Origin of the sequence: Solibacillus sp. FSL H8-0538, assembly GCF_038003525.1 — a bacterium.
Lineage (GTDB): Bacteria > Bacillota > Bacilli > Bacillales_A > Planococcaceae > JBBOPI01.
The window spans coordinates 1,518,187-1,542,761 of the sequence record NZ_JBBOPI010000001.1 but is presented as its reverse complement, the minus strand read 5'-3'; the positions used below and the strand labels follow the sequence as shown (position 1 = coordinate 1,542,761).

Annotated in this window: 21 protein-coding genes, 1 pseudogene and 1 riboswitch; of the genes and pseudogenes, 13 read left to right on the top strand and 9 right to left on the bottom strand. The window is 36.0% G+C overall.

Annotated elements, in window-relative coordinates; translation table 11 throughout:
- Window positions 1-29: 29 nt before the first annotated feature.
- Window positions 30-302: a hypothetical protein gene (locus tag MHH87_RS07210; protein WP_340748639.1), complete on the bottom strand. Its 273-nt coding sequence runs from the start codon at window positions 300-302 to the stop codon at window positions 30-32.
- Window positions 303-626: 324 nt separating this feature from the next.
- Here MHH87_RS07210 and MHH87_RS07205 point away from each other — a divergent pair, with 324 nt between their 5' ends.
- Complete coding sequence (locus tag MHH87_RS07205; protein WP_340748638.1) at window positions 627-2,240, top strand: glycosyl hydrolase family 18 protein; 1,614 nt, start codon at window positions 627-629, stop codon at window positions 2,238-2,240.
- Window positions 2,241-2,445: 205 nt separating this feature from the next.
- On the opposite strand, the gene MHH87_RS07200 is transcribed toward MHH87_RS07205, so the two are convergent.
- The 3 genes from MHH87_RS07200 to MHH87_RS07190 form a co-directional block, all read right to left on the bottom strand.
- On the bottom strand, window positions 2,446-3,069 hold the full coding sequence (locus tag MHH87_RS07200; RefSeq protein ID WP_340748637.1) for an FMN-binding negative transcriptional regulator: 624 nt from the start codon (window positions 3,067-3,069) through the stop codon (window positions 2,446-2,448).
- 274 nt (window positions 3,070-3,343) lie between these two features.
- Window positions 3,344-4,549: an MFS transporter gene (locus tag MHH87_RS07195; protein ID WP_340748636.1), complete on the bottom strand. Its 1,206-nt coding sequence runs from the start codon at window positions 4,547-4,549 to the stop codon at window positions 3,344-3,346.
- Between the two features lie 66 nt (window positions 4,550-4,615).
- Window positions 4,616-5,524, bottom strand: coding sequence for a DMT family transporter (locus MHH87_RS07190; protein ID WP_340748635.1), 909 nt, complete (start codon window positions 5,522-5,524; stop codon window positions 4,616-4,618).
- A gap of 197 nt (window positions 5,525-5,721) precedes the next feature.
- Between MHH87_RS07190 and MHH87_RS07185 the strand changes: the two genes are divergently transcribed.
- Both MHH87_RS07185 and MHH87_RS07180 read left to right on the top strand, forming a co-directional pair.
- Window positions 5,722-5,850 carry a LysR family transcriptional regulator gene (locus MHH87_RS07185; protein ID WP_340748634.1) on the top strand — a complete coding sequence of 43 codons (129 nt, stop codon included), beginning with the start codon at window positions 5,722-5,724 and terminating at the stop codon, window positions 5,848-5,850.
- Between the two features lie 63 nt (window positions 5,851-5,913).
- Window positions 5,914-6,264 (top strand): hypothetical protein, encoded by a 351-nt coding sequence (locus MHH87_RS07180; protein WP_340748633.1) that lies wholly within the window; start codon window positions 5,914-5,916, stop codon window positions 6,262-6,264.
- A gap of 607 nt (window positions 6,265-6,871) precedes the next feature.
- Here MHH87_RS07180 and MHH87_RS07175 read toward each other — a convergent pair.
- Both MHH87_RS07175 and MHH87_RS07170 read right to left on the bottom strand, forming a co-directional pair.
- On the bottom strand, window positions 6,872-7,189 hold the full coding sequence (locus MHH87_RS07175) for a thioesterase family protein (protein WP_340748632.1): 318 nt from the start codon (window positions 7,187-7,189) through the stop codon (window positions 6,872-6,874).
- 49 nt (window positions 7,190-7,238) lie between these two features.
- Window positions 7,239-7,776, bottom strand: a pseudogene (locus tag MHH87_RS07170) (amidohydrolase family protein).
- A gap of 315 nt (window positions 7,777-8,091) precedes the next feature.
- On the opposite strand from MHH87_RS07170, the gene MHH87_RS07165 reads away from it, so the two are divergent.
- The 5 genes from MHH87_RS07165 to MHH87_RS07145 all read left to right on the top strand — a co-directional run bounded on the left by MHH87_RS07165 (window position 8,092) and on the right by MHH87_RS07145 (window position 16,561).
- A complete protein-coding gene (locus tag MHH87_RS07165) occupies window positions 8,092-9,387 on the top strand; it encodes a YheC/YheD family protein (RefSeq protein WP_340748631.1) in 1,296 nt (431 codons plus the stop codon).
- Between the two features lie 733 nt (window positions 9,388-10,120).
- Window positions 10,121-11,071 (top strand): hypothetical protein, encoded by a 951-nt coding sequence (locus MHH87_RS07160; protein WP_340748630.1) that lies wholly within the window; start codon window positions 10,121-10,123, stop codon window positions 11,069-11,071.
- Between the two features lie 1,058 nt (window positions 11,072-12,129).
- A complete protein-coding gene (locus tag MHH87_RS07155) occupies window positions 12,130-13,104 on the top strand; it encodes a C40 family peptidase (RefSeq protein WP_340748629.1) in 975 nt (324 codons plus the stop codon).
- A gap of 655 nt (window positions 13,105-13,759) precedes the next feature.
- Window positions 13,760-15,130, top strand: a complete 1,371-nt coding sequence (guaD, locus tag MHH87_RS07150; protein WP_340748628.1) for a guanine deaminase — start codon at window positions 13,760-13,762, stop codon at window positions 15,128-15,130.
- A 78-nt stretch (window positions 15,131-15,208) separates the two neighbouring features.
- Window positions 15,209-16,561 (top strand): uracil-xanthine permease family protein, encoded by a 1,353-nt coding sequence (locus MHH87_RS07145; protein ID WP_340748627.1) that lies wholly within the window; start codon window positions 15,209-15,211, stop codon window positions 16,559-16,561.
- Window positions 16,562-16,804: 243 nt separating this feature from the next.
- Here MHH87_RS07145 and MHH87_RS07140 read toward each other — a convergent pair whose 3' ends face one another.
- The gene (locus tag MHH87_RS07140; protein WP_340748626.1) at window positions 16,805-17,641 is read right to left on the bottom strand and encodes a metallophosphoesterase; all 837 of its coding nucleotides are present in this window, start codon (window positions 17,639-17,641) and stop codon (window positions 16,805-16,807) included.
- Window positions 17,642-17,853: 212 nt separating this feature from the next.
- A riboswitch (cyclic di-GMP riboswitch) is annotated at window positions 17,854-17,937 on the top strand.
- A gap of 207 nt (window positions 17,938-18,144) precedes the next feature.
- On the opposite strand from MHH87_RS07140, the gene MHH87_RS07135 reads away from it, so the two are divergent.
- On the top strand, window positions 18,145-18,366 hold the full coding sequence (locus MHH87_RS07135) for a hypothetical protein (RefSeq protein ID WP_340748625.1): 222 nt from the start codon (window positions 18,145-18,147) through the stop codon (window positions 18,364-18,366).
- Window positions 18,348-19,781, top strand: a complete 1,434-nt coding sequence (locus MHH87_RS07130; protein ID WP_340750921.1) for an NPCBM/NEW2 domain-containing protein — start codon at window positions 18,348-18,350, stop codon at window positions 19,779-19,781. Before MHH87_RS07135 ends, MHH87_RS07130 begins: the two co-directional genes overlap by 19 nt.
- A gap of 247 nt (window positions 19,782-20,028) precedes the next feature.
- Here MHH87_RS07130 and MHH87_RS07125 read toward each other — a convergent pair whose 3' ends face one another.
- Both MHH87_RS07125 and MHH87_RS07120 read right to left on the bottom strand, forming a co-directional pair.
- Complete coding sequence (locus MHH87_RS07125) at window positions 20,029-20,481, bottom strand: MarR family winged helix-turn-helix transcriptional regulator (RefSeq protein ID WP_340748624.1); 453 nt, start codon at window positions 20,479-20,481, stop codon at window positions 20,029-20,031.
- Between the two features lie 185 nt (window positions 20,482-20,666).
- A complete protein-coding gene (locus MHH87_RS07120; protein ID WP_340748623.1) occupies window positions 20,667-21,719 on the bottom strand; it encodes an NAD(P)-binding domain-containing protein in 1,053 nt (350 codons plus the stop codon).
- Between the two features lie 383 nt (window positions 21,720-22,102).
- Here MHH87_RS07120 and MHH87_RS07115 point away from each other — a divergent pair, with 383 nt between their 5' ends.
- From MHH87_RS07115 to tnpC, 3 genes are all read left to right on the top strand, one after another.
- Window positions 22,103-22,297: a hypothetical protein gene (locus tag MHH87_RS07115; protein ID WP_340748614.1), complete on the top strand. Its 195-nt coding sequence runs from the start codon at window positions 22,103-22,105 to the stop codon at window positions 22,295-22,297.
- A complete protein-coding gene (tnpB, locus tag MHH87_RS07110; RefSeq protein WP_340748613.1) occupies window positions 22,294-22,647 on the top strand; it encodes an IS66 family insertion sequence element accessory protein TnpB in 354 nt (117 codons plus the stop codon). Before MHH87_RS07115 ends, tnpB begins: the two co-directional genes overlap by 4 nt.
- A gap of 63 nt (window positions 22,648-22,710) precedes the next feature.
- Window positions 22,711-24,261 (top strand): IS66 family transposase, encoded by a 1,551-nt coding sequence (gene tnpC / locus MHH87_RS07105; protein WP_340748686.1) that lies wholly within the window; start codon window positions 22,711-22,713, stop codon window positions 24,259-24,261.
- Window positions 24,262-24,575: the final 314 nt, after the last annotated feature.

Sequence of the window (24,575 nt, the reverse complement as noted above, 5' to 3'; positions counted from 1 at the left end):
TACACTAACCCGCTTTTTTAGTTGAACAATTACAATGCCTCTTTATCTGTAATTTCTCCTTCGTCAGATGTCCAAATACGATATTTTAACCCATTCATTTCAACCACTAATATATATTCAGAAAACCATTCTCCCCAGTGGTTTTTACTATTTATATTTTCTACTTTAGAAATTCCAGGATTATTTTCTATTACTTTTTCCTTAACACCATTTAGCTTCATATCTGTATAAAGGCGAATTGAAAAATATCCAACTAATAATACAATTACAAAAGCGGCCACTATTGTTGTTACTTTTCTCAATTGTACATCCCCTTACTTTCTTTCGTATTGTCAAAAAAAGCGCATTCTTTTTATCTGTTTGTCAAGAGCACTTGTGCATGCGTTCGGAGGAAGTTCTCCCCTATTTTCATCGTCAATCTCGACTTTTTATAGAATATTTGATACTACTATTTGAAGAGTAAATATCAGAAAAACTAATTTCTATACTCAATCTTTTTAACTAAACGACTCCTCAAATAGTATAAACTAACAAAATAAATCAATAACACCATATTTTTATAATTGATGTATTTGGCCTGAATAATAGATAATTAAGTAATAAATATAGTTTAAAGGAAGTAAGCAATGAAAAAAAAATTAAAAAAATATTTTCTAATCCCAGCTCTGTTAACTACATTATTTGCCTCTCCATTTAGTACTGATGCCTCAGTAAATGACATACATATGACTTATTTATATGGCGAAAATTCTAGCACCTATTTAAAAAATATAGAGATGACATTAGGTGCGTTAAGTACAGCTACGCCAGATTTCTATGAATTGAACGATGACGGTAGTTTGAAATCTTCTATTGATAAAAATTTAATAGAAGAGTTACACAATAGAGGAATAAAAGTCGTTCCATTTATTTCTAACCATTGGGATCGAAATTTAGCTCAAATTGCGATGAAAAATAGAGAAAGCTTATCTACTCAACTTGTAGATTCTGTAGTAAAAAATAATTTAGATGGAATAGATATCGATATTGAGAATTTAAACTATACCGATAAGGAAGTATTTACAGATTTCATTCGATTATTAAATGAAAAAATGCCTCATGATAAAACAATTTCCATAGCGGTTGCTGCAAATCCAAATGGTTGGACAGTAGGATGGCATGGGTCCTATGATTATTTAAAACTAAGTGAATATAGCGATTACTTAATGGTAATGGCATATGATGAAAGTTGGAAAGGTGGTCAAGTAGGTCCAGTTGCTAGCATATCTTTTGTTGAAAATTCGATTAAATCTTTACTAAATCAAGGTGTTGATTCAAATAAAATCATTTTAGGCCTCCCTTTTTATGGTCGAATCTGGAACGATGACGAGAAATTAGGAGGAGATGGTGTTGCGAATAAAGCTGTAGTAAGCATCGTGAATAACCATAAAGGAAAATTCTATTTTGATCATGCCTCAAAATCAGCTTATGCCAAATTTACAGTTAAAAGCAGTGATTCACCAACGTATATTAGTGGTAAAAAACTAACACCGGGGAATTACACAATATGGTATGAAAATGATTTATCTTTAAAATATAAATTAAGATTAGTAAAGAAATACAATTTACGAGGAACTGGTAGTTGGGATTTAAATCAAGCAGATAACGGAATATGGGATTTTTATTCATCTTGGGCGAATGGAGAACATAATTTTATAGATTCAGAACATCATTGGGCTGAGAATGATATTATGTCCCTATTTAGAAAAGGTTGGATTAACGGAAAAAATGAATACACTTTTGATCCAAATGGTGAACTAACAAGGGCACAAGCTGTTTCTATCCTTATAAACGCTATCGATTTAGGCGAAACAAACGAAACCGTACCCGATTATTTTACTGATGTTCCTACAAACCATTGGGCAAAACGAGCTATTGAAATAGCATATACGTATAATATTGTTAATGGCACGAATCAAAACAACTTTAAACCAAATGCTAAAATCACAAGAGCTCAATTATCCGCAATATTATCGAGAATATTAGATTATCCATTAAATGAAACGAATAAATCTCCTTTTTATGATGTACAAAAAGAACATTGGGCGTATCAAGATATTTTAAAACTTAGTAGTAATGGTATTATCAAAGGTAGAGAAGACGGCGGATTTTACCCTAGCGATTATGTTAAAAGGGCGCAAATAGCAGCGATGGTTAATCGTTCGAGTGAAGATCTAGAAAAATATCAATTAGTAAAATAGGCTCTTCACCAAAACATATGCTTGACTAAGAACCGAGGTGAATCTACTCGGCATTTCACTCAAGTAAAATCATTTAATTATAGTGTTGCAGATTACGCGTGAAAAAGTGCCTTCTTTGCAAGGCATTAATAAGATTATTTTTGCCCTCTACCTCCGCATTCGTAAAGCGTAGTTGATGATAATTGGTTCATCACCAAAAGTGTGATTACTTATTAGCTTTAATTCTCTTTTTCATCACTTCAGCTAGTTTTTGAGAATTTAGATTTTCTTCTTCTTGTAATTTTTCAACGATGTTATGATAATCCTTTTCATTTCGATTCTGACTTAATTTATAAGCGGCTTGAATTTCTTTCACTTTTATTTTAAAGCCAACAATTCCTTTTAGTTCACTTTCTAATAGCTGAGGCGATAACTTATCCCATAAAACCGGATTTTCACGCCGTTTCTCATACTTCTCTAGCAGCTCCATAAGATCTTGTTTCAACTCTTCTTCACTTAAAATACTTGCTTGACCATACACATGTACTGCCTGGTAATTCCAGGTAGGTACATTTTCATGCACATACCATGAAGAAGAAATGTAAGCATGTGGTCCCTGATATATGACTAGAACATCCACACAAGTTTCAAATGTTCTCCATTGGGGATTCCCATTTGCCATATGCCCGGTTATGAAATAATCCTCTCCCTCTTTATGTAGCTGTAAAGGGAGATGGGTAGCAATCGGTTTCCCATTTTTTGTTGTGACTATCGTTGCAAATGAGTTCCTCTCAATTAATTCTATAATTTCATCGATATTTTTGACTTGATAGTATTTGGGAATGTACACAGTACTTACTCCTTTCTAAATAAAAATAGCTAACAACCTTTCGGAATTAGTCCATTAATCTAAAATAGGTTATGGACCTAATAGTACAACTTGTATGCCTAGTCCGAAATAAAGCAGGCCCAAAACAATATTACCCCACCTGTTGATTCCAGCCCTACGTTTGAACAACTGTCCAATTGTCCCCGTAAAGACGGCTAAAATGGTTGTATAAATCAACGTTAATACCACGAAAATAATACCTAAAATTAAATTATGATGATTTATTAATCAAAAGTTACAATTGCACTTTCTCGTTATTGAATTCGTAACGTCTATATTTGACCATAGTTATAATTCCAAGAATAGGTCCAATCGCTAATATTGTAAAGGCCCACTCCCAACCAATGATTCTCTGAATAATAGGGATTAGATTTATAGAAAATATAGTAACTAGGAAACCAATACACATTTGAAAAGTAAGGGCTGTACCTACATACTCATCTTCAGCTATTTCTGAAACTGCTGCAGAAAATTGAGCGGAATCAGATATGACGGACACCCCCCAAATAATGGAGATTATTAGCGTTGACCAAATAAATTGCCCAAATGTAAAACCTATTAGTATCGAACAGATAGCACTTATAGACATAGATATAATCGTTAAATTTGCTCTTCCGATTTTATCTGAAATTAGTCCACCCACCACACAACCAATCCCTCCTGCAATTCCTATTGAAATAAAAGAGGTTAATGCAATGAACCAATGAGGAATTTCTGGTGAATAGTTTAAGAAACTAGCAGTCAAAAATGCGGGAAGCCATGTCCACATCGCATACAATTCCCACATATGGCCGAAGTAACCGTAATTTGCAAGCATTACTGGTTTATTCGTAACTACTTTTTTTATTAATTTTAAAGAGAAAGGCAAATTTTTCGATTTTATTGGGGCATCTTTTAATATAAATGTGACAACGAAAGCTGATATTAAAGCCAAGACTGAACTACAAATGATCACGAATTTCCAACTTAATGAAGAAAAGAACAGAACAACAAAATGTGGCAATGATGATCCTAATGTTAATGCTGCAATTAAAATTCCAATTGCCAAACCACGTTTTCTAGGAAACCATTCTGATAAAATTTTTACAGCGATTGGGTATACACCTGCAAGGGTAATTCCAGTAAATACCCTTAGCAGAATACCGAAAAAGCCGGAATCAACTAGAACTAATAAGGCATTCAATATTGCACCTAAAAATGCTGAAATTGCAAAAACCTTTCGGGGATTAAAACGGTCAGCAACCCCTAAAAATGAACTAAGTAATGCGCCTATTACAAATCCAATAGGAACAGAAGCAGAAAACCAGGCTTCCGAATTAGAGCTAAGATTCCAAATTTCAATTAGTTCCGGCGCAATCACTGAAGCATTATACCATAAGCTTAAAGCACATAACACTGATAGCCCAATCCATACCAACGCTCTCCAAGAACCTTGAATCATAATATCCCTCCAGATCAATTAGACAAAACGGACTCCAACATGCTTATATAAAGTGATTATTGTCCTTTAATGATGTCGTAACTTTCTTAATAAGAATTTCAATTCTTTTGTTGTAAAGTATGAGAATAAATAACAACCTATTATCACGATGGCACTACCTATTCCCTGGATCCAAGTCAGTTGTTCACCTAAAAAAAGAAATGCTAAAATTGCAGTAAATATCGGATTAAAATTTAAAAAGACTCCAGATGTTGTTGAACCTAAATTTTGAATGCAAATATTCCAAAGTAGCATACAGACTAATGTTGAAATGACTCCTGTATAGAGAATCCAACCTAAAAATGAGGCATTTATATTCGAAACTGTAAATTCAGAGATACTTAATGGCAGAAGAATTATCAGCCCAAAAATAGCAGAGTATAAAGTAGACATCAAAGCTGAAGTTTTCGTCATAGCCCATTTGCTACAAATCGTATAAATCCCCCATACACATACAGCCGTAATCATCCATAAATCACCTGTATTAAAATCCCATGAAAGCAGGTAATCTATTTTCCCTTTTGATAGTACGAGAATGACACCAAAAAGGGAAAATATCATTGAGAAAATTTGTAACATATTCATTTTTTCTTTCAAAAAAAGAGCTGAACAAACAGCGATGGAAATCATATTTAACGTCGATATTAAGCCAGCATTTGTTGCGGTTGTCTTCTCTAATGCTAAAAATTGAAAAAGGTTAAATAGAACAACTCCTGTTAACCCCATTAAAAACAAAGGAAGTATTGCATTTTTCGGTGGCAGCATCTTTTTTTCCTTCCACCATACAAGAGGAACAAGACAAACGACCGCAATCATCCACCTAAGGCTAGTTAGTGTAATCGGTGAGGTATGTTCAACAAGGTATTTACTAACAACAAAATTCCCTGCCCAAAATAAACAGGTTAATAGGAGCAAGACATGGTACTTGATTGACATTTCTTTTATCTCCTTCTTCTAAATCTTTTGGTGTTGCTTCTCTTATCATGTTTATCACCCTTTTATAATGAATTTGTTTTTCACCTTTTATATTAAGACTGTTCAAAAGAAACGTAAAATTGAACTTTTTAACTCCTTGCTATAGACTATAATTATAGCAAATTCGTAATTAGGACTAAATGAAGGATGGTACGGACATGACGCTTCAACAATTTCGTTATATCGTGGAAATTGCTAAACATAATTCAATCAGTAAAGCCGCTTCAGCACTTTTCGTAACGCAACCTAGTATTAGTAAAGCCGTGCGCGATTTGGAAGCAGAGTAAGGGATAATAATATTAGATTGAACGAACAAAGGGGTAGTTTTTACAAAAGAAGGTACTGAATTATTGTTTTACGCAAAAATGCTTTTAGAGCAAATGGATACTGTCATCCATCATTTTGATAAAGTGAAAAAAACAGACGTAACAAAGTTTTCAATTTCCTCTCAACATTATGGCTTTGCAATAGAGGCTGTTGCGAAGTTAATGGATCATTTTGCTGAACGGAAATATGAGCTGGCAGTTCGAGAAGGTAAGTCGATCGATGTGATTGATGACGTGTATGCAAGCAGAAGTATTCTTGGAATTTTATCTCTAACCGATTTAAATAAGCACTTTTTCGAGCGTCATTTTGTCTCAAAATCCCTATTGTTTACACCCCTTGCTTCATTGAAACAACATGTCTTTTTACGTAAATAACACCCACTGGCCCATTATACTTCCATTACCTTAGATCAGTTAAGAGGCTATCCTTATTTAAGCTACCAGCAGAATGATATGCTCCTACATTTTGCGGAAGAAACGCTTAATGTAAACAATATTGAGAAGCTAGTCTATGTGACCGATAGAGGGACCATGAATAATCTCTTGTCAAACACAACTAGCTACAATCTGGGAACAGGCTGTATTGTGAGTAATTACATGAACCCCAATATCATCACTATTCCATTGGAAGGAAACCAAGTGATTCAAGTTGGATTTGTGAAACGAAACGATGTATATTTACCAGAAGAACTTCTAGTATATCTCGATTTTTTAAAATTAGCTTTGGCAAAATCGATGCCAAAAGAAATATAAAGCGACCTTTCATTACTGAAAGACCGCTTTGGATTTTGGTTATTATTCTCAGATATGGAGAAATTCAAAATAATTCACAACTTCCCTAACCTTTACAGAAATTATGTTACATCAAAACATGCGCTTATTTAATGTGGAATATTTAATTCTTTATAATAAAGTTTAATGATTACTGTTAATTCAATTAGAATTATGCGTTTTTAGCAATGCTTTTAATTGTCCTATTCGTTCACTTAACTTGCAGCCTTTTCAGAAAAGCGACTTGCATTAGCTTAACTCGTCCAGTTACTTCAAGCCCTGGTGGTGTTGCAGCTTCATGGCTTACGTTAATGTGTGTACCAAGTGTCAGTTCACGTGGAAAATCAAGATAAGGATTAACCGCTTGCATACATGTCCACTCTAAATGACCAACAAGATAACCTGTTGCAAACACTTCTGGCATTGCTCCAAACTCTTCCGATTCCGGGTTAAGATTTGCTACGGTTTTTGACTGTGCCACAACAAACTTCATTTCATGCTCGATCCCAGCTTGTAGTGATTTATTCATAATAAACCCTCCAAATTTTTTAAAAATTTAAATTTTTTCTGAAAGTCCATTATTTGAAATACCATTTAAGTGCATTTGTGTAGAGAATTTTATCCACGGCTTGTTCATCAAAAAACTGTTGAATCAATTCAATATCGGCATACTCAACATTCAACTCTGCACGACCAAAACCAGTAGCTTTTACATGTAACCCCTTTATCAACTAGCTTTAATAAATGTGGGAGCCCTTCTTCAGATAATCCTAGATGGTCAATTGATATTGCTGGTAATTTTTCAATCGTTGATGCAATTTCAGGCAACTCTTTTGCATCAATATAAAGCTCGCTATGCCATCCTACTAAATCATGAACCCTTCTTGCAAAGTAGTCTAGCTTTGATAAATCTTTTGAGCCGCCTCTTTTAATATTGAAACGTAATGCTTTTACCCCGTTTTTATTTAAATTTATGATTTCTTCATCCGTCACTGTAAATGGTAATTGTGTTACGCCGCAAAATGTTGGGCCCATTTGTTTCAGTGCCTTTAATAAATATGCTTGGTCAAGTCCTTGGAATGACTCGGATACAATAGCACCACCTAAAACATTTATATCAGCAGTTTCATTTTGTTAATCTTCTACCACATAACTAGGTGGCAAATATCCTTGGTTTTCAATAATTGGAAAATCAAAATCAACAATATGAAAATGTGCATCAAAGATTCTCATTTCATTTCCCCCTTTTCTTTATCAGTTGACTACTAAAAATACGAAAATATTTTACACTATTTGAAATTATCTTTTAAGTGTATCGGGCATTATAACTTAAGTAAGTTTGGCTATTGGTATGGCCTTATTGAAATGTCTACACTAATTCAAACTTGTTTTCATACATTGAAGAGAAAGCCTTATAGAGGTGAGATTTTAATGGAAATTACAAGAGGAAGATGGAGCCAGTATCAAATTTTAAATGCGAATGAAAAAACTAAGCCTTATGTTGTTCATACCGAATTGTTTAACGAACAGTCCTTTTATCAAAATTTAAATCAACAATTGGTTATCCGACCGTGTTTTGGTTCAAAAGAAATTCATGTATTCTTAATACCAGGGGAAAAAGAGAAGTATAAAATTCAAAATGAAAGCTTTTCAATGATTTTCAATAACAAATCAGATGTTTATAATTATTTGGAAAACATATGCACAACAGAAAAATATTATATTCTTCAGGATTTTAGTTTCTTGAATAACAGAAATGAAGAGGCTGTTGAACTATTTGTAACTATGCATCGAGATCAGTTCTTTAACTGGAGTGTAACAGCGGTACTTGAAAAGAATGGCTTTTTAAAGCAAAAAGAAATAGACTTCATAATACAAAAACTTGATGATTCGGCCATCCAAACCGTTTTATGTCTCGAAAAACATTATCCCGAATGTCCAACTATTGTATTAGATATCGGAATATTAAAAGAGGAATGGTATATTCGAGATATTTTCCTGCACTTTTCAAAAAGTAAGTGGAGCCAGTATCAAGTACTGTCTTTCGTTGATGAGTTAGCAGCTTATCTTCCCCATACCCAACTAGCAACCACTCACACAATCCTTCATTTTATTCAAGAACACAAGCAGGTAATGCTCAAACCATGTTTAGGTCAATGGGGAATAGGCATTGTACAAGTTTCCTGGCTGCAAGGAGATGTCTTTGAAGTTCATAACGAAAGAAAAAAACGTTTAATAGAAGGTAGAGCCTCCCTCATTGATTACCTCCAAACCCATTACTTATCTCAAAAAAGTTATCTCGTTCAGGAAAGGATACCCTTAGCGACGATTGAAGATTGTATCTTTGACGCGCGCGTGATGGTTCAAAGAGAAAACCGCGGTAGCAACTGGGAAGTTACCGCGAAAGTAGCGAAGATTTCCTCAAAGAAATATATCGTTACCAATGTGGCGACGTCTATAATCCTGTTAGAAGAAGCTCTGCAAAAATCAAAAATAAACAGCGACCCCCAAAAATTACTTTCTAAACTAAATGAAATTTGCATGATTGGAGCCCTATATTTAGGGAACTGTTACCTAGATATTACCCGAATCGGTATGGATATCGGCATTGATAAAAAAGGCGATATTTGGATTTTCGAAACAAACTTAGTTCCCGACGTTTCGCTTTTTAAAAGGTTACAAGACCAAAGTATTTACGAAAAAATAATAAAGAAAAACAAAGAATAAGCAACAAAGAGGCCATTTATACAAAAAAAACTCATTTACTTATGGTACGGTTCTACGTGATGTATCTAAATAAGGTTTAAATACGGAATAACCTTAATCCCATGTAATAAACTAAGGATTATTATTGGTGCAGTAGTATTTAGCCAATGGATAATAGATGTAATTGTTCAACGTCTAGATAAGCCTATTCTCCCAGGTAATGAGGGTGATTTTCCGCCTCTTACTTTGGGGATAATTGGAACCTTTTTCTGCCAGCATCCTATTTGCCTTACTTAACGATAGGTTCATTTCTTTATTTCAGGTATGCGCTTAAATCATCAAGTCGTCTTGAAAGTAGAGGAAAAGGTATTGCAACTAGGTGTGCCATGACTGCTTTTCTAATTCTTTTTTAATCATTGACATTTTTTCTAAAAACTAAGGCATGTTTCAATTCACTATTGAATCATGCCTTAGAATATATCATCTATGAATGGCCCTAAATTAATTTTCACTCTTATCTATTTCAAACTTCACATACTTTTGATACGGTTCTACGAAACTAATTAATAAAAGTTTTTACATACTTACATTAAATTCTACATTTACTATTGCAATAAAAGAATTAGTAATACATATTTTAGAAATTATGTTATTTAATCAGGCAGTTTGTCTATAGCTCAAAACTCTCGTTCACATATATTAGAGGAAGTGAAAATTCGTTTTTACTAAATAAATTAAAGAAGGTGGTTTTGTTATGGGTATTCGTAGTGACTTTCTCTATATTGGTGATACAAGTGATGACACCGTGAAACGTTTCGACGCAGTCAACGGGAACTTCCTTGGCACTTTTGTAACATCAAGTAGCGGCAGCTTACACGGTCCTCGAGGTCTTATCTTCAACCATGTTGACAATCTCCTTGTCTCTAACCAGAATGTCGAGCAACCTCAAAACGGCAACGTGTTGCAGTACAATGGAGAGACTGGGGCTTTTCTTGGTGAACTCGTCACTTCCATTCAAGAAGGTGCTTCGTTTGCACCGCGGGGCATCGTCCTCTCGAATAGCAATGTCCTGTATGTGGCAGACATAGAGAGCGTCAGTTCTAACGAAGAACCTCAACCGGGAGAACTAAGAGCGTATAGTGGGACAAACGGGGCCTTTCTAGGCATTTTCAACCACTCTGGATTCAACGGGCCATTTTTCCCCCGCAGTGTGGTCATAGGAACAGACGGCTTGCTATATGTCTCCGTCTTTAACCCTTTTGATCCCCTTAATGGCTGGGTGTTACGCTTCAACCCGCATACACTGGAATTCGTTGACGTGTTCATTGAGAGCAATTCTGTCAATAACCTGCACCGTCCTGAAGGTTTGGTCTTCGGTCCAGACGGTAACCTCTACATCACCAGTTTCCGAGCGGACGCGGATGACACCGACAAAATCCTTGTTTTTGAAGGCAAAACGGGTACTTTTATCAAAAAGATTGACCTTGATGAAGTCGGAGAGCCCCGTGCCTTCGCGATGGCTATCCTGTTTGGACCGGAAGGAAAATTATTTGTCCCCATTTCTGGAAACGGACCTGATACTGGCTCGGTACGTCGCTACGACGTTGAGAGCGGCTCGTTCGATGTATTTGTTCCTCCCGGAATTTTAGGAGTACCGTGGTATTTGACATTTGGCAATACCGATCCAGCGACGCTGGCTTACTAGCAAAAAATCGGTAAAATACAGAATGGAAAATCGAATGCACAATAGGTTTACTGACGGACCTAGTGCAGTATTCTTGTAGAAATAAAATGATTAAGGTGAGTTTTTTAATTATGTCAATAACGGGCTGCAACCGTGAGGTGCCGCCCCTTTTTATAATTCCTCCTCTTATTTTTCTAAAAAAACTTCATTTACTTGTAATAACGTTCACCGTATCAAAAGTAAAACCAACTATTTTATAAAACAAAAATGCCACATCTGTTAAAAGTGTAGCATTCCAACTATATATTTTGATTCTTTAAAACCAAATTCTACATCACTTTATACCTGTAACACACTGTTCTATCACAAAAAGTAATACAGACCATCTGTTTATTCTTTTGTCCGCAGAATTATTTTTTGTTCTGGTATTATTTTACTAAAAAGATTTTTCCAGTCACGAAACCCTTATTAAATCAGACTTATTTTAACTCAGTTGAATTCAGTTCAACTCAATCTTTTAAGCTAGATAAATTCGACTCATGGGGGCGGGGCTGGTTCGAGACCAGTTCGTACCATCTTTTGAAAATCCCGAAAACGTAGATATGTCAATGTCTCCAGGCTTTTCCTTTTCGCAATACTTCCTGTGCTACACCTCTAATTTCAGATAATGCTCACGAGAATTATTAGAAATTAATTAACTTAAAGGATAGAAAAATTGAACAAGAAGGATTTATTATTTCCGTTTTGACTACTCTTATTTATTCTTCAATATGTATTTCCTATTATCAATGATCCATGATTTCACAACACATACTCGGGCAATGTGATACCATCGGAGAAAACGAAAGTATAACTCATCAAAAAAACATCAAAAATAATCCATCATTCAATGTCCCAAACTCATCTACGAGCAGAATTTATCATTTTTCCTCTATTTTATGCAATTTTAGCTACTAATTGAACAAAATTTTGAAATGTTACAGAAAAAACGTTTTTGTTATATTTTTGATACTGATTTGTTATATCACAATGATATTATATTATCTTTAAGTAATAGTAATTAAGGAGAATATAATATTATGAATAAATGGTCTTCAAAGCTAGCAGCATTAACAGTAGGAACAACGGTCTTATTAACGTCTGTTGGACAAGCTTCAGCAGCTTCATATACAGTAAAATCAGGAGATTCATTATATGAAATAGCAAAAGCATATAACATTTCCTATAAAACAATTATGAATGCAAACAATTTAACATCTACTTTGATTTTTCCTGGACAACAATTAATTATCGGTGAAAATCAAACATCTACTACTCCAGATCCAAGCTCTACGACTACATATACAGTACAATCTGGGGATACACTATCTAAAATTGGTAGTCAGTATGGTGTTTCATATAAAACTTTAATGGAGTGGAATAATTTATCTTCAACTCTAATCCTTATTGGACAGAAACTTGTAGTTAATGGATCTACGACATCAACATCGGATTCAACTGATTTAAATAATACATCAACATCTACATATACAGTAAAATCAGGCGATACATTATCTAAAATTGGTAGTCGATATGGCATTTCGTATACAACCATAATGAAATTAAATAATTTATCTTCTACAGCAATCTCTGTTGGGCAAAAATTAATTGTGAGTCGCTCAACAACATTGGAGCCAACTTCACCGAATTCTTCAGTAGGTAATAATATTGTTTCAATTGCAAATCAATTTTTAGGCGTAAAATATCTTTTCGGTGGCGAATCGCCAAGTGGCTTTGACTGCTCAGGTTTTATTACTTATGTTTATAATAAAGCAGGTATTTCAACTTCTCGTTTATCAGCAGCAGGCTACTACAATGCATCTACACCTGTATCTACACCACAAATTGGAGACTTAGTATTCTTTAGCGATACATATAAATCTGGGATTTCACATGTCGGTATATATATTGGCGATAATCAAATGATTGCTGCAAGTGGTTATTACGTACAAATTAGTAAAATCGACGGCGCATATTGGGAAAATCACTTTACAGGTTTTGGTCGTTTAAACTAATTACTGTAGGGAGTTAGTATTTTTAGAAAATCTAATTACTATCACAAACAAAAACATCCTAACATTAGTAGTACAAACCGAGACCATGGTTTGTGCTACTATTTTTTATAGTAGAAGTGAAGGAAGGTCGAACAGCTCAAGGTCTTTTATTTTTGTGCGAATATGGTCATAGCCTTCTTTAGGATGTCTACCTCTTGTTTTAGGCGAAGGTTTTCTTTTTGCATCGCAGCCACTTCCGCTGCAGTTAACTCCCCCATTCCTTCAATTGAAGAATGTAGTTTAATCCATTAATAAATCATGATTTCTGACACACCATATTCCCTAGCTAGTTGATGGATCGGTGTACACAAGCGATAAAGTTCGACTACTGTTTGGTTAAATTCTTTATGGCATTTGTTTATACTCACGGTCGGACAAGTCCTCTCGTAATCTCAGTTCCATTTAATTAACCGAGATATATCCATTCATCTATAATACATCCACATTCCCCCACATCTCTCTACTATATAATACTAATCATTTGTAAAAAACTAGTTTATTCTATCATTTTAATATAAATATTTATCAATAAATTTGTTTTTTTATAGACTTAACAGTTAGAATGCCCTATAATAATCGATACAATTACAGAAACACGAACATTAAGGTGGATTACATGACTGAATATACGCATTTGTTTCGAGGGACTGCTTTCTCAAGTAAGTCTTCAAAAGAAGTACAAATCTTAAAACATTATCTATTCTGTATCAACGCTGACGGTATGATTGAAAAAGCCGTTGCACCTGATCATGCGGACTATCAAGGATTACTAAATATTTATCAAGGAAAAGAAAACTTTCATCAATTAGCTGAAGGACAGTATTTCTTACCCGGCTTTATTGATTTACACGTCCATGCACCACAGTGGGCTCAATCTGGAACTGCATTAGACATTCCACTGAATGATTGGTTAAACAAGTATACCTTCCCAATTGAATCTAAGTTCTCAGATTTAGAGTTTGCTAAAGAGGTCTATGAAGATTTAGTAAGCACTTTACTTGCAAACGGCACAACTACATCGCTTTATTTTGCGACTGTTCATAAAGAGGCAAGCCTATTGCTCGCTGAAATATGCGCTAAAAAAGGACAACGTGGTTTAGTTGGTAAAGTTGTAATGGATGATCCTGAACAAACACCAGAATTTTATCGTGATGCGGATGTGCAAACAGCATTAGCAGATACAGAAGAATTTATCTTAGCGGTTAAAGAATTAGCCAGATCGACGAAACAAGGTGTTTATCCAGTTGTAACACCACGCTTTATACCAAGTTGTTCGGATGGAGCATTAAAAGGATTAGGGGAATTGGCTGCTAAGTACGATACGCATATTCAATCTCATTGTAGTGAAAGTGATTGGGCACATGGGTACGTACAAGAGCGCTTCAAGAAAAACGATGCATTTGCCTTACATGATTTCGGTTTATTGAGCGATAAAGCTGTCATGGCACATTGTAATTTCTTAAATGATGACGATGCAGAATTATTTGCTGAAACAGGCACTGCCATTAGTCATTGTCCTATCTCCAATGCTTATTTTGCTAACAGTGTCATTCCAGTTGCCCATCTACATGCAAAAGGTGTCGATATTGGTTTAGGCTCAGATATTTCTGGTGGTTTTTCACCAAGCCTTTTCGATAATGCGAGACAAGCTGTGATGTCATCTAGAATGTTAGAAGACGGTGTAGATCCATCTCTTCCTGCAGAAAAACGTGGCCTACCAAATTCACGAATTACCATTAATGAAGCTTTCTACTTAGCAACTGCTGGTGGTGGTGAAAGTTTAAGCCTCCCAATCGGTCGTTTACAAGAAAACTATACTTGGGATGTACAAATCATCGATACAAAATTAGCATCTGCAAAACTACCGATTTTCGATATTAATGAAGAATTAAACGATATTTTCCAAAAAATCATGTACCTTGTTCGACCAGAAAACATTCGTGAAGTATGGGTTCAAGGCAACAAGGTTCATAAACGAGCTCAATAAACAAAATAACAATACCCTATTAGTAAATACTGTCGAACATTTATTTAAATAACATAAAATTTTGAGGTGTGCATCTTAGTGGAAACACAAAATAACAAGCAAGCTAACGATAAAATCAGTCCCACGAATTTAACCGTTTTACCCGATGAAAAAGTTTCAACCGTTCAATCAGCTCTACTAGGATTGCAACATGTAATGGCTATGGATGTTTATGTAGTTCCATTCCTTATTGCGATGTTAATCGGCTTACAGTCTGGCCAATCAACCGCTTTAATTCAATCGACCTTTATTGCAGCAGGAATTGCAACTATTATCCAAACTCACTTTTGTATGAAACTCCCTATCGCACAAGGTCCATCTTATGTGCCACTAGGCGCCATTATTGGTATATATGCCGCTAGTGGTGGTGGTGAACTTGGTTGGAGTTCAGTATTAGGTGCTAGCTTAATCTGCGCTATTTTAGTCATTATTTTAGGCTTTACAGGAGTATTCAATACGATTGTGAAGACGTTCATCCCTCCAATTGTTGGGGGTACGATTATCTTTGTTGTTGGTCTTTCATTAATGCCCATTGGGTTAAGTAGTAATATCTATAACGGTGCAGGTGCTACGATCAACCAAAACATCTATTTAGCGCTTATTACAGCTGTAGTATTGATTGTTTGCGTTATGCTAGGTTCTTTCTTCCATACGAAAGGTCGCTTTTTCCGTATCACTTCGGTCATTATTGCGTTAATCGTAGGCTGTTTCGCAGCTAAATTTATGGGTGTATTAGATTTATCAGCTGTTTCTCAAGCAAAATGGTTTAGCATGCCGCAAATTCCTTTTGCAGACTTTGGTTTCTCTTTCAATATTTCTGCAATCATTACTATGGTTATTATTTATATTGTGTTAATGGCTGAAACAACAGGTACATGGTTTGCTGTCAGTAATGTAATCGACAAACCATTAACAGATAAACAAATTAATCGTGGCGTTATCGGGGAAGGAATTGGCTGTTTCATCGCTTCTTTACTTGGCTCCACTCCAGTAACCGGTTACTCAACAAATGCAGGGGTCATTTCGATCACAGGTATCGCAAGCCGACATGTCTTTGTCGCTGCAGGGGCTTGGTTTGTATTATTTGGATTTTCAGGTAAATTAGCTGCTTTGATTTCTGCCATTCCTTCAGCCGTAATCGGTGGTGTGTTTGTCATTGTTTGTGGCATCATTGCAATCAGCGGTTTACAAGTGATGAAAAATGAAAGAATTGGCGAAAAAGAAATGTACGTAATCGCTGTTCCGATGATTTTAACATTAGCTTTAACACTCCTTCCTAAAGATTTCTTATATTCTTTACCAACGACAGTGCAATATTTATTCAGCTCACCTGTCGCAACAGCTGCCATCGTAGCAATAGTGTTGAATAAATTATTACCGAGTGTGAAATAGTTTTATAGGATTAGCATAGAGAATAATAGATTTTGTAAGTACAATTAAATAACCCTAAAATAAAAACTGGTTAGAAATACTAACCAGTTTTTTGCTGTTAAGGAAATTATAAAATTTCGCCATGTGGACAACTTTAAAAAAAGTAAATGCAACGTCTAGGCTAAAGCGCTAGCCCCTCGAGGTCGCTTCGGGCTCGCAAGCAGCTGTCGGGGCTAAGCAGGCGCTTTAGCGCTTTTCTTCCTGTTATTGAAGATTTATAAGAGCCACTTGCGGGATGTTGCCTAAACGAAATGGCAGTTTGGTATTTCCAATCCCAGTATTCACATATAAATTAGGGTTTACATTACCAGGAAGAGCATACCAACCCTTTACGTATTCTTCTGCTAATGAAGTAGTAGCAAGAGGTCCGATAAATGGTAGGTACACTTGTCCACCATGACTATGACCGGCCAAAATTAATGCATGATTCGTAGACTCAAGTTGTTTTGCTACATCTGGTTCATGTAAAAGTACAAGGGTATTTTGATTACGAGATAGCATATCGTTCACACCAGCTATATCAGGTGAACCTAATAGTGCATCATCTAATCCATATATGAGTAGTTCTTCCCCGTTCGGAAAAATAATCGTCGTTTCTTCATTTTGTAAAAGCGTAAAATCAGCATCCGTAAGTAAGCGTTCGTAGTTTCGGACCATGCCGCCTCCTACATCCCGATTACCATAAACCGAAAATTTACCGTAAGGCGCTTTCATCTCTTTTAACAGAGAGATAATCTCTTGAATTTCCGCTTCTGTTGCACCCATATCAAATAAATCTCCAGTAAAAACTATGAGATCAGGTTTTTGTTTGTTTATTTTCTTAACAACCTTCTCGAACTGCTCCATACTAAAAAATTCCCCAACTTGCGTATCTGTAAAATGAGCAATTTTAATGGATGTCCCTTTTTCCTCGCTCTGTGTTGCATATGAAAATTCATGAGACGTAACGGTTAATATCTTTGATTCGATAAATGTTGCATAGACAAAAACGATCACTCCTACTACAACTAATAGAAGTAAAAATTTAATAAGCTTTCGCATTCCTATCCCCCACAGCTACTGCAAATCCTATATTAAAATAACTTTCTGATGTTATTACTATCTCATAACTTAATGTTAGATACAAATAATATGACAATTTAAATCGTTTTAGTATGATGTAATTTTGCCATATTACCCTGTTGTGAGGTAATAAATCTAGTGCTTATTATTCTATTGAAATAGTTTTTATCATGCTATTCTTTGTAGTAGAAAAATTAAATAAGCAAACCTAAAGAAATTTAGGGACGCAAAGCTATAGGGACTAAAGTTTATAACTATGTCAGCCAGTTGCCGAAGAGTACATTCTACTTTTTGTTTAGTAAGGCTCATTAAAAATGAAGCATTTTGTGTGGATTTATTTGATTACCTTATAAAAATAAAGCTACTCTTTTTGGAGTAGCTTTTTTTAGTAGATATGAAGGGACAGCATCTCGCCCTATTTTGGGCAAGATGTGTCTTTCTAATGTGCTTCTTAGGAATAAATTCATCAGGAGGAATTGTTAATGAAAGTTGTTAAGATTGCTGCAGTAGCCGCCTTGGCTTTTAATTTAGTCGGTGGCCCAATTAATGTTTTAGCGAGTAAAAATCCGAATGGAAAAATTATCGTGACTTCAGCCGAAGCAACTACTAATACTCCAATTGCTTCGGTTAAAAAGTTTGACTTATACGGGAAAGACATTTTAACTGCCTACAATGAAGTATTTAAATTGGGCTTCCACAGCTGACAGTCCCTAAATCCGTTGCTACTAAAGCCGGAACGCCTATCGACATCAACGGAAAATATTTCGCAACGGATGCTGAAGATGGCGATTTAAGAGCCGCTGTACAAGTGACTGGAGCAGATCAAGTAAACTTCGATCGAGCTGGTAAGTATGAGCTTACTTATACTGTAACGGATAGTGACGGCAATGAAATCACGAAGAAACGAACGATTTCTGTCGTGAATATGGAAGATGCTCATTTCCTTTCAGATTTCGATTGGAATTCTACTCAAAACAGCTATGCAGTACCTGTGAAAGATCTAGCAATTAGTCACAAAACTTTACGATTAACAGGAGAAGATGGCAGTGAGAAGGCTTACCAGAAAGGTATTGGTGCCCATTCTAACTCAACAATCGTCTATGATTTAACAGATAAAGACGCTGATTATTTCACTTCATTTGTGGGTGTAGACCGTCAGATGTACGGTTCAATTGGTTCTGTAACATTCCAGGTTATTGTTGATGGAGAAAAACAATTCGACAGTGGCTTAATGCAATCAAGAGATCCACAAAAATTTATTGAAGTGAATATTAGCGGTGCCAAAGAGCTGAAGTTAGTCGTTACTGACGGCGGTAATGGAAACGGTTCTGACCATGGATCATGGGGAGATGCTAAATTACATTTCGCGAACGCGGATAGAGTTTTCACAAAAGATTTAGTAGTAGCTTTTGAAGATGCGAAAGCCATTGATGCTGAAGGCTATACATCTGAGAGTGTGAATTTATTACTAGCTAGCATTGCAAAAGCGGACGAACTTCTTGCGAATAAGCAAGCTACTCAGGTAGAAATCGATCAAGCTGAAGGAGCACTAATTCAGGCTAAAGCAACGTTAGTAGCAATCGACTTCAATCAAATTATCATTATAAAAGATAACAATCTCAAGAAATCTATACAGCAAACACTAGGACTTACTGGAGAAATAACGCTACGTGATCTGTATGAACTCACTAGTCTTTATTGTCCTACTACGCGAATAACGAGTCTTGAAGGCTTACAATACGCGAAGAATTTAGTTTCACTAGATATTTCAGGAAATGCGATAACAGATTTCTCACCACTTAAAGATCTAACTAAATTAGATACTGTGATTGCGCATCCTCAAATCGTTGAAGTGAAAAGTTTAACTGGACCAGTAACGACAGTAGAAAACCTAGTAAAAGGCTTAGACGGTCACTATTTAAATCCTTACCAAATCGGTCTTAGGCATACGAAAACCAATAAAGAAATTTCTGTAGCTGTTGAGCAGCTTGCACCTAATGCAGATCAGTTTGCAATAGACCTTTCAGTAGAAGATAAAGGTTGGTATATGTTAGTCCTAGCTTATAAGTTACAAGAAGATACAACTATACAATTAACATATTTTTTGGATAATAACTAAAATTTCTCAGAAAACACAAACTCCCTTGAAAATGAATTCATTTTCAAGGGAGTTTGTCATTTATTAAACTTTTCGATGTTGGATAACTGTAAGCCCGAATTACAAAAATATAGTGCACCTTTCCTGTACGCATCACAAATAGCCGTATATCATAATTTTTTCAATTGTACTGATAATATTCCTATTCTAATCATTATTTGTGTCGATAGATGGACTAAATGAGCCAAATTGAATATTTTAGTCACACTTATGATAAAGAATGAGGTGTGCAGCAGATACTTGATTTTGTCATGGCTTTGTTTAATAAAATTAGTGAACGAATGACTGTTTCTTGTTCAAATTCATTCATATGTGAGAAAACATTATTTAAATATTCATTTATCGTCTGATCAATTATTGTAGCAACAAATTTACCTTCTACCGTTAGGAATAAAATGGATACTCTCTTATCTGTAGATGAAGGTGTTTTTTTAACTAGGTTCATTTTAATAAGAGTTTGAATTTGTCTACTAAAGGTAGTAATATCCATTCCTAATATTTCGGCAACTTGTTGCATCGAAGGCTCAGTTTGCTTGTCAATCTCATAGAGAATGTGACTTTGTACAGGTGAGATATCTACAGAACCAACTGAACAACATTTTTTATTTAAATATCCAAAGCTCTGAGTTAGAACTTGGAATAGTTCACGTTTGCTTTCCATTTCCTCACCTCCTAATTTTTTCTCGTATTGTACAATTAATATAACCGCCCCTTAATAACATACTCGGAAAATACACTAATTGTAAAATTAGTGTATTTTCTAGATGGTTGGAGGAGCTATTACAGGCATATTCTCGCAGTTCAAAGTCTTTAAAAAACAGCGCACTCAGTATTCAAATCATGTCATTATTTAAGACACTGCACTAGTTTTTTCACAATAAATTCCGCGTCCTGCCCTACTCCCCTTAATGTAGCAGAAGCAAAGGAACGCTGCCCTTCCAGCCCCACATAATAAAGACCTGGAACTATGCTAATGCCTGCCTTATGTAAAGGTCTACCTTCCTCATCAAGTGCGCCAATTGCTTGCAGGTATGGAAATTGTGGCCTGAAGCCGGTCGCAAATATTACGGTATCCACTGGTTCTTTTATCCCGTCCGGCCAAATGACTCCCCCCTTATAAAAGGATGTAAACATCGGTTCTTGATAGGGTTTTCCTGCCGTTATTCGTTCTTTGTATTTGTTTGTATCATTCACTGCTTTTGACCTCGGTGCAGTTTTCCCGAATCTCCAGAATGGGAAGGTATCAAAACCAATCAGCTTCAACCAAAAATGCAAATCCTGGCCCCATACACGTTGTTTCACAAACTGGATTGGTCGAACCACAGCTAAAGAAGTCTGACTCATTTCGGTCAACTCAACTGCAATCTGTACCGCAGAATTCCCACCTCCTACGACCACTACCCTCTGATTGTGAAATGACTTCGGATTTCGGTATTCCGAAGAATGGAGTATGTCCCCTTGAAACATCTCCATCCCTGCAATTGTTGGCAAAAATGGATTTCTAAATGAGCCGGTCGCATTAATGATAGTTCGAGCCCGAAAAATATCCCCTGTCATCGTTCGAATTAAAAATCCTCCCCTATCTTTTTCGACCAATTCTACACGTTGGTTAAAAATAACTGGCAATTGAAACTTTATCTTGTAATCCTGTAAATAACGAACGACTTCATCTCGATGAGGATAACGATTCTGATTGCCCGGGAATTTCATGCCCGGCATAGAGGAATAGCCTGCTGGAGAAAACAATTTCAGACTGTCATAATAACTTGGCCAAGACCCGCCTATCTGATTACTTGCCTCCAAAATCAGAAAACGTAGTCCCTTCTTCTGTAAATGATAACCTGTAGCAAGACCAGCCTGACCACCTCCAAAAACAATTGCATCAAGTATCTCTTTCATGCCAACACCCTCCAATTTACTTGTTTTTCACAACTATTATCAATGAGGAAATTTCTTTATTTACGCAATTCGCGTTGCCTTTCGATTTCACGTTACATACGGAATAGAAACAAATTTAAACTAAATAACTAGAATTTAGAAGGCATTTAAGAAAAATACTGACTGAACATGAATATAAAGTACTCTCAGTTATTCTTTGCCCTTATAGACCTCATGAAATATTTATATCTCACTTACTTGCATTATGCAAATAAATACACAATAATTTAGCAAAATAAAAAACCGCTTGTATGAGTGGTTTGTAAGCCCGTAATCAAATAACGCATATATATGACAGGCACCTCCCGGTACGATAGATATATCAAATAAGGGAGGTGTTTTCTATGCCAACAACTAAACTAACAATTGTCCCCGTGTCGCTAGACCCTATCATTGACGAATCTTCATTTACAAATTCACCGCAATCTCCTTCTGATCCAAGCTGCGTAATTAAAACAGCTACCGCAGTAATCTCTTTCTTCAATGGCGTAGATGAGCACATCATCCAAACGATCGTGAAGGAGCTGAATAATCAATGAAGCATGATTTTACGAGCGTGCAGAACATCTACATTATTTGCGGTAAGACCGATATGCGTAAAGGTATTGACGGTCTCGCAACACTCATTCAGGATTCTTTTAAACTTGATCCATATAGTGATTCCATCTTCTTATTTTCTGGAACGAGTAAAGACCGTTATAAATGTTTGTATTTTGATGGAGATGGCTTCGCCATGCTTTATAAACGATTAGATAATGGCAAACTGCAATGGCCAAAAGATGAAAAGGAAGTACGTAACCTTTCACAAAAGGAACTTCGCTGGCTGTTAGAAGGTTTATCGCTTCAGCAGCCAAAAGCGATTGCGAAATCTGCAAAAGGTGTCTTTTAAACCCACCTATTAAGGTGGTATAATCATCCATAACTTATACTGAACGGAAATGTGGTGAATGATTTGACGAACGTTTCTCCTAAGCAAGAAAATCAAAATGAACGATTAATTCGAATGCTTGAGCAACAATTAGCTCAGTCAAATCGACAAATCGAAGCGTTGACTGAACAAGTTCGCCAATTAACCAAGGCTTTATACGGTTCAAAATCGGAAAAATCAAAGTATAAAGCACCAGACGGACAAGGTTCTTTATTCGAAGACGATCCGTCTTTTAGCGATTCTGAGCAGACAGAAGAACAAAGCACGGCAATGATTACGTATACCGTTGTCCGTAAATTACATAAGAAAAAACGGAATGATTCTTTTCGTGACGGGATTGAAATAGAAGAAATTCACCATCATCCTGAAAACACGCAATGTGACTGTTGCCTTGGTCAAATGACCGAAGCTGGTACGACCATTGCGCGTGAGGAAGCAAAATTCATTCCGGCTACAATGAAGCGTGTTCAACATATTGAACACGCTTATGAGTGTAGGCATTGTAAAAAAGATACTACTCAAAAAGCGCAGATGAAACGTGGAAAAGCACCGCAAGCTGCCATTCAACGTAGCATTGCAGGACCTACTGTTTTAGCAAAACTCATCTACGATAAGTTCATCCAGTACTTACCTCTTTACCGCCAGGTGAAGGAGTGGGACCGATTTGGTCTGCTTACCAATGACAAAAACTTATCGAATTGGGTCATTCGTGCAGCAGAAGATTGGCTTCTACCGGTTTATGAGCAGATGAAGCAGACATTAACAGCAAAATCTGTTCTGCATGTGGACGAAACGTATGCGCAAATTATTAAACGATCAGATGGTAAATCAGGTCAATCGAATGCCTACAATTGGGTGTTCCGAAGCGTGCCAAGCCAAGGACCAATCATCGTTCTTTTCCAAAGTGCTTTATCGAGAAGTCGTTCTGTATTAGAAAACTTTACAGCTGGCTTTAAAGGAACCGTGATTTGTGATGGATATTCTGCATACGGCAATCTACCTGATGTCACGTTCGCCAACTGTTGGGCGCATGTACGACGTTATTGGCTGAAAGCTGATAGCAGAAACGGTCAAATTGGTGTGGATTACTGTGACCAACTGTATCACTTAGAACGTCAATTTAAGCATCTTTCACCAGGTAAACGACGAAAAGCACGGCAAAAACATTCGAAACCGATTGTAGAAAAGTTTCTAAAATGGGTAGATGAATCCCCTTTCTTCGGAAAAAATGCCTTGGCAAAAGCTGCCGAATATACATTAAATCGTGTACATGGGTTAAAAGCTTTTCTGCTCGATGGTCGCATTGAAATCGATAATAATCCAGCTGAAAATGCGATTCGCCCTAATGTGATCGGCCGAAAGAACTGGCTTTTCTCTGTTAGTGAAGCTGGTGCTAAAGCGAATGCGATCTGCTTAAGTTTGGCTGAAACAGCAAAAGCAAATGGTATCGACTTCTATCAATACCTAGTAACGTTAATGACAGAGCTGCCGAATTTACCGATCCATCAGCAACCCCAAATTTTAATTAACTACATGCCTTGGTCAAAAAATATCCAAGCCACATGTGCTAAATAGCCATCTATCCGAAAAAATTTCAGATAGATGGCCATTCGTCGTGCGTACCGAAAAGGTGCGCTTTTTTATATTTCGGGCTTACAGTGGTTTTTTAAAATCCCATTAATCGGAAGTAATTCACTTGATATTTCATGTCAGCTTATTTTCATTAGCGTTGCATTAAAATCATCGACGCAACTTTTAAAATAAATTGCTGAACCCTGTGCATGATGTTCATCTTAAAATTCAATTTTGACGTCTATCTTTCATTGAGAATTTTTTATTAGTTCTGCCATTCTCCCTCCTTGAGTGAGGAAACTTTTTTCAAACTACTC